The sequence below is a fragment of the Streptomyces sp. NPDC058955 genome (assembly GCF_042741435.1).
Classification (GTDB): Bacteria; Actinomycetota; Actinomycetes; order Streptomycetales; family Streptomycetaceae; genus Streptomyces.
Genome location: NZ_JBHYKM010000035.1, coordinates 31,834 through 38,387, shown reverse-complemented (window position 1 = coordinate 38,387; position 6,554 = coordinate 31,834). Strand labels below are relative to the sequence as shown.

Genomic DNA, 6,554 nt, shown 5'->3' with positions numbered 1-6,554 from the left:
GCCCCGCGCGGGGTGAGCGCCCGGCGCGCCGGGGCTCTCCGCCGCGGGGCCGGGCGGCCCCCCCGCCGCGCCCGCGGGGCCCCCGGCGCGCCCCCGACCGGAACGCGAAGGGGCCCCGCAGCACGCGGGGCCCCTTTCGCGTCCGTCACCAGGTCGCGCGGATCTGACGGATGATCCGCCGCTTCAACCGCACTCTGCGGCTGCCGTCCCGGCGCAGGGTGAGTCGGTCCAACTCCCAGTGCCCGTACTCGGCATGGTCGGTCAGAAGCCGCGCGGTCTCCTTGCGGGAGACGCCGCGCGGCACGTACACGTCGACAAATTCGTATTCCGGCATCGGTATCTATTGTGCGGGCACCGGCCCGGTACGGATAGCGTCTGTCCCATGTCTGATGCTGCGCAGCCCACCGCTGCCGAGGTACGTGCCGCCGCAGAGGCGGTCAAGACCGCACTGGACCGCCACCTCGCGGCGGTCGAACGCCGCACGGGGGACGACGACACCGGCGTGTACGAGGCGTTCAACGCCCTCGCCACGGCCGCCGAGACCTATGACGAACTCCTCTACGACCGCTACGACGAGGTGACCCCCTTCGAGATCCCCGGGGCCGACGACAAGCTGCCCCCGTACGCCGGACCTGACGAACCGCACGCCGTCAGCGTGCTGATCCGCCGCGACTACGCCGTGGCCGAGCCGCGCCGGCTCGTGGCCCAGGCCCGGCGCGTCGCCGACCTCGACCACGACGAGGACGGACCCCGCTCCACCGCCGCCGCGCTCGGCGTCCTCTTCGGGGAGTACGAACCCGACGAGATCGCCTCCCGGCACAAGGAGTTCGGTCTGGAGGAGGGCGACTCCACGCTCTGGGTCACCGCCGACGGCGACCTCCCGGAGCCGGGGGAGTGGCTGGCCGCTCCCTTCGACCAGGCCGACCCGGAGCGGATCGTCTGCCGCTTCGACATCAGCTCCGTCTTCGACGACGAGCACGACGAGCACGACGAGGACGACGGGGCCGACGACGGAACCGCCGAGGCCGCGGGCACCGGGGAGGCCGGGGCCGCCGCCCGCTGACCGGCGCCGGGGAGGACGCCGGAGGGCTGGGACGTCACCGTCGATGTCCCGGCCCTCCGGCGTTCCGCCCCGGGGGTCCTCACTCCTCCCCGGGGGCGGCGAGCAGGCCGGCCAGGAGCGGCCGCAGCCGGGTCGTCCGCGCCGGGGCGAGGACCTCGGCCACCGCCCGGGGCAGCGCCTGGTCCACACCGTGCACGACCGACAGATGGCGCTCCGCCCGGCCGAAGGCCGTGTAGACCCACGGCCGGCTCAGCCCCTGCGCCGCGTCGCCCGGCAGCACCACCACCACCGCGGGCCACCGCCCGCCGGCCGCCTGGTGCGCGGTCAGCGCCCAGCCGTGCCGCAGCGCCGACTCCACCCGCTCCTTCGGCACGACGACCTCGCCCTCCGCGGTGCGCAGCCGCAGCCCCTCGGCGTCGGCCCCGAGGACCGTGCCCGACACCGTCCGGCCCGGCACCGGCGCGTACGCCACCCGGTCGCCCGGGTCGTAGCCGCCGAAGCGCCCGGGGCCCGGGTTCAGCCGCTGCTTCAGGGCCGCGTTCAGCGCGCGCGTCCCGGCCGAGCCACCGTGCCCGACGGTGATCACCCGGGTCTGCTCGGGGGCAAGCCCGAAGGCGCGCGGCACCGATTCGGCGACCAGCTGGACCGTGCGGTGCACGGCCTCGCCGGCGTCCCGCACCGGGACGATCACGACCTCCTTGCCGGGGGCCTCGACCTGGTTCAGCTCGCCGATGCCGATGCCCGAGACCAGCTCGCCGATCGGCCCCGGATCGGGGCGGCGGGAGGCCACCCGGGGGCAGACCCGGGCCGCGAGCGCGTCCGCGAGGACCGCGCCGGGACCGGCCGCCCCGAGGACGGCCGGGTCGCCGCTGAGGACCAGACGGCAGCCGTCCGGCAGGGCCTCGACGAGCATCGCGCCCGTCTCCACGTCCAGCTGCGCGGCGTCCAGCACCACCAGCAGGTCCAGGGCGAGCCCGCCCTCCTCGTCCCGGCCCGGCCCCGCCGTCCCGGACAGCAGCGCGGCGAGCGGCACCGCCGTCCCGGCGGCCCGCTCCTCCTCGCCCAGCCGCTCCGCGTCGTGCACCGTGACCAGGACGCGCAGCCCGCGCTCCCGGGCCGCGGCGGCCAGGGCCAGCGGCTCGGCACGGGCGGCCTCGCCGCCGGTGTGCAGCACCAGACCGTGGCCGCCGACGGCCCGCTCCAGCTCCTCGCCGTCCCACTCCTCGGCGGTGACGGTGCGCACCAGCCGGGCCAGACCGTCCGCCAGGCTCTCCTCGGCCAGCGCGTACCGGTCGAGACCGAGCAGCGGGGGCTCCGACGGGCCCTCCTCCGCGCCGGCGGCCTCCTCGCCCTCCTCGGACTCCTCCGGCGCTCCGTCCTGCGGGCCGTCCTCCTCCTGGAAGACCAGGACGGCGCCCTCGGAGATCGCGGTCTCCACGGCCTTCTCCGGGTCCGGGACCCGATGCCGGGCGAGGCCGTCCCGCACCTCGTCCACGGTGAGCGCGGTGTGGCCCTGGAGGGCGGCCCGGTCCAGCAGCCACACCGTCAGGGCGACGGCCCGGCGCGGATCGTCCGGACCGCAGGCCCCGCCGAGCAGCGCCCGCGCGAAGCCGTCGGCCTGCTCCGGCCGCACCCCGGCGACGGCCAGCAGCCGCCACGGGTCCTCGGTGAGGGCCTCCGCCGCCTGCTCGCCGAGCGCGGCGGCGACCTGCCCGGCCAGCGCCTCGGGGGCGCCGCCCCGGTCCAGCACCTCGCGGACCCCGGCCAGCGCCCCGGCCGTGGGCGCGGGCGGCGCCGCCGGGGCGGGCGGACGGACGGTGGTCTCGGCCGGCCGGGCGGGGCGGGCCGGCTCGGGCGCCGGCTCGAAGAAGGCGCCGCCGGAGGCGGCACCGCCCTCCACGGCCCGCACGGCGGCCAGCAGGTCGGCGGCGGTCCCGCTCAGCTTGGCCCCGCTCTCCACCGGCCCGGCCTTCTCGGCCTTCCGGGCCTCGATCCGGGCCCGCAGTTCGCGCTGGGCGGCCAGCTCCGCCTGCGCCTCGCTCAGCTCCGGCGCCGCGCCCTCGGCACCCTCCGCGGTCGCGGCGGCCTCCGCGGTGTCTGACGTCCCTGAGGTCTCGGCGTCCTCGGTGGTCCCGGGTGCGGCGGACGGCGCCACGTCCTCGTGGGCCAGGTCCTCGGACGCCTCGGGCGCGGTCTCCCCGGAAGGCTCGGTCACAAGGTGCTCCAGTCGTGATCCGGATAGCGGTGCACGGGCGCGGACACATCGTCCAAAGCCCGGCAGATCTCGTCAGGAAGACTAAGGCCCTCCACCGACAGCGCGGCCGTGAGCTGCCGTGCCGTGCGCGCGCCGACGATCGGGGCGGTCACCCCGGGCCGGTCCCTGACCCAGGCGAGCGCCACGTGCAGCGGGCTGGTGGCGAGCCCGTCGGCGGCGGTGCTGACCGCCTCCACGATCCGGCTCGCGGCGTCGTCGAGATACGGCTCCACGAACGGCGCCAGCGCCTCCGACGCGCCCCGCGAGTCGGACGGGGTGCCGCCGCGGTACTTGCCGGTGAGCACGCCCCGGCCGAGCGGCGACGACGGCAGCAGACCTATCCCGAGGTCGATCGCAGCGGGCAGCACCTCCCGCTCGACGCCCCGCTGGAGCAGCGAGTACTCCAGCTGGGCCCCGGCGAGCCGGGTCCGGTCGCCGGCCAGCTGCCAGGTGCCCGCCTTGGCGAGCTGCCAGCCGCAGAAGTTCGCCACGCCCGCGTACCGCGCCCGCCCGCTGCGTACCGCGATGTCGAGCGCCTGGAGCGACTCCTCCAGTGGGGTGTACGGGTCGTAGGCGTGCAGCTGCCAGAGGTCCACGTGGTCCGTGCCGAGCCGGGCCAGGGAGGCGTCGAGCGCGGCGAGGAGGTGGCCGCGCGAGCCGTCGGTGCGCCGGTCCGGGTCGGGGACGCTGCCGGCCTTGGTGGACAGGACCAGGTCGCTCCGGGGCACGAGCCGCTCCATGAGCCGCCCGAGCAGATACTCCGCCTCGCCGCCGCCGTACACGTCGGCGGTGTCCACGAGCGTGCCGCCCGCGTCCCAGAACGCCTTCAACTGCTCCGCGGCGTCGTGCTCGTCGGTGTCCCGCCCCCAGGTGAGCGTGCCGAGCCCGATGCGCGAGACGCGCAGGCCGGTACGTCCGAGATGCCTCTGCTCCATGGGCGGGACCTTACTGGCCGGGGCAGCGGGCGCAGAGACCCTGTGGACAGAACCTGTGGACGACGGCGCGGCGGCGGGCTCCTGACGGATGCGGGGGCGGCGCGCTAGAGTCCGGACCGAGAGACGTTACCGATGGGTAAGGGGTGCGTGGACATGCGGCTCGGCATCAACCTCGGCTACTGGGGCGCCGGCATGGACGGCGACAATCTGGCCGTGGCCCAGGAGGCCGACCGCCTCGGCTACGACGTGTGCTGGGCGGCGGAGGCGTACGGGTCGGACGCGCCGACCGTGCTGTCCTGGGTCGCCGCGAAGACGGAGCGGATCGACGTGGGCTCGGCGATCATGCAGATCCCGGCCCGCCAGCCCGCCATGACCGCGATGACCGCCGCCACCCTCGACTCGCTCTCCGGCGGCCGCTTCCGCCTCGGCCTCGGCGTCTCGGGACCGCAGGTCTCCGAGGGCTGGTACGGCGTCAAGTTCGACAAGCCGCTCGCCCGCACCCGCGAGTACGTGGAGATCGTCCGCAAGGCGATGACCCGCGAGCGCCTGACCCACGACGGCGAGCACTGGACGCTCCCGCTGCCCGGCGGCCCCGGCAAGCCGATCAAGCTGACCGTCCACCCGCAGCGCGAGCACATCCCGCTCTACATCGCCGCGATCGGCCCGAAGAACCTGGAGCAGACCGGCGAGATCGCCGACGGCGCCCTGCTGATCTTCCCCTCCGCCGAGCACCTGGAGGAGACCGCCCTGCGGCCGCTCCGCGCGGGCCGCGAGAAGGCCGGGCTGACCATGGAGGGCTTCGACGTCTGTCCGACGCTGCCGCTCGCCCTCGGCGACGACGTCGACGCGCTGGCCGACGTCTTCCGCCCGTACACCGCCCTCTACGTGGGCGGCATGGGCAGCCGCAAGCAGAACTTCTACAACCAGCTCGCCCAGCGCATGGGCTACGAGAAGGAGGCCGCCGAGATCCAGGACAAGTACCTGGCCGGCGACAAGGCGGGCGCCGCGGCCGCCGTGCCCCGCACCCTGATCGACCAGACCGCCCTGCTCGGCACGGTCGACCGGATCGCGGACCGCATGACCGCCTACGCGGAGGCCGGTGTCACCACCCTGACCCTCGCCCCCGCCGGCTTCACCCTCGACGAGCGCCTCACCGCCCTGCGGGCCGGCGTGGACGCCCTGGAGCGCGCGGGCCTGGCCTAGGAAGCTCTGCGGCCGTGGTGGGGGCTCGGGGGTCTTCCCCGCCACGGCCGTCATGCCGTTCAACGCGCCACCGCGCCCCCGGTTACGGCCCCGCGGCTCACTCTTTCGGCCGATACCCCGGAGCCCTCCTGTTGCCCGTCGTCCCGGACCGCATTTGACTCGGTCTCCCGGACCCGCGGAGCGCGGACGTCCGCAGGGAGGTGGCAGCGATGCTCACGGCCAAGAGTGTGTTCCAGGAAATCATCGACGACGACGAGGCGTTCCGGCTGTTCTGCTCGATCGCCGCCAGCGGCGAGTCGCAGGGCGGCTGGGAGAACGCCCGGATCGCCGCCCTCGTCGCCCCCGCCATGCGGGACCTCACCCCGAAGATCACCCGGCACGGCGCCGACGAGGACAAGCACGGCCGGATCTTCAACGCCCTCATGCGCAAGCGCGGCCTCGAACCCGTCCCCGTCCCGCCGGACACCGACTACACGATGCTCCTGGAGGAACGCGGCATCGGCCTCGCCCACGACAAGCTCCGCCGCGACGAGCGCCTCACCGAGGAGGACGTCGTCGTCTACCTCGCCCACAGCCGGGTCACCGAGGAACGCGCCGCCGCCCAGATGCAGCTCCTGGTGAAGTACTTCGGCGACCACCCCGAGCTCGGCAAGGCCATCCGCATGATCTGCAACGACGAGGACAACCACCTCGCCTACTGCCACGAGGAACTGCTCCGGCTCGCCCGGGCCGGCCACGGCCGGCTCATCCAGCGCACCCTGCGCGAGTCGGCGCTCGCCGAGATCCAGGTCTACCGCGACGTCAGCCTCGCCGTCATGCGCCACATGGGCCGCATCCTGGAGTGGCCGAAGGCCAAGGGCGCGGTGCTCGCCGCCGGCATCCACGGCGTGTACGCCTACGAGCGCGCGGCCGGCTGGCACCGGATGATCGGCCTGCGGATGCCCGAACGGCTCAACGCCCTCGGCGGCCCCGCCACCCCCGCCCCCGCCTTCTGACCGGGCCCGACGGGCCCGCCCCCGAGCCGCCGGGGGCCGCGGGCCGCAAGCCCCCCCCCCCCGGGGACAACCGCGGCTCCCCCCCCACCGCAAACCCCAACCAC

The 6,554-nt window shown here is 75.5% G+C and carries 6 protein-coding genes; 3 read left to right on the top strand and 3 right to left on the bottom strand.

Translation table 11 applies throughout. The features are described 5' to 3' along the window. Positions 1-145: 145 nt before the first annotated feature. Positions 146-334: a DUF5703 family protein gene (locus tag ACFW1I_RS16270; RefSeq protein ID WP_319013159.1), complete on the bottom strand. Its 189-nt coding sequence runs from the start codon at positions 332-334 to the stop codon at positions 146-148. Between the two features lie 48 nt (positions 335-382). On the opposite strand from ACFW1I_RS16270, the gene ACFW1I_RS16265 reads away from it, so the two are divergent. Continuing rightward, entirely contained in the window at positions 383-1,063 is a 681-nt protein-coding gene (locus ACFW1I_RS16265) for a hypothetical protein (protein WP_384670215.1), read from the top strand. A gap of 79 nt (positions 1,064-1,142) precedes the next feature. Here the strand turns inward: ACFW1I_RS16265 and ACFW1I_RS16260 are convergent, their stop codons facing one another. Together ACFW1I_RS16260 and ACFW1I_RS16255 are read right to left on the bottom strand one after the other, a co-directional pair. Beyond that, complete coding sequence (locus ACFW1I_RS16260) at positions 1,143-3,278, bottom strand: helix-hairpin-helix domain-containing protein (protein ID WP_384670213.1); 2,136 nt, start codon at positions 3,276-3,278, stop codon at positions 1,143-1,145. Then, positions 3,275-4,252 carry an aldo/keto reductase gene (locus tag ACFW1I_RS16255; RefSeq protein WP_384670211.1) on the bottom strand — a complete coding sequence of 326 codons (978 nt, stop codon included), beginning with the start codon at positions 4,250-4,252 and terminating at the stop codon, positions 3,275-3,277. The genes ACFW1I_RS16260 and ACFW1I_RS16255 overlap by 4 nt, the downstream gene beginning before the upstream one ends. A 153-nt stretch (positions 4,253-4,405) precedes the next feature. Between ACFW1I_RS16255 and ACFW1I_RS16250 the strand changes: the two genes are divergently transcribed. Further along, the gene (locus tag ACFW1I_RS16250) at positions 4,406-5,455 is read left to right on the top strand and encodes an LLM class F420-dependent oxidoreductase (protein WP_384670210.1); all 1,050 of its coding nucleotides are present in this window, start codon (positions 4,406-4,408) and stop codon (positions 5,453-5,455) included. Between the two features lie 209 nt (positions 5,456-5,664). Further along, the gene (locus ACFW1I_RS16245; protein ID WP_384670208.1) at positions 5,665-6,450 is read left to right on the top strand and encodes a ferritin-like domain-containing protein; all 786 of its coding nucleotides are present in this window, start codon (positions 5,665-5,667) and stop codon (positions 6,448-6,450) included. The last annotated feature ends 104 nt before the right edge of the window (positions 6,451-6,554 follow it).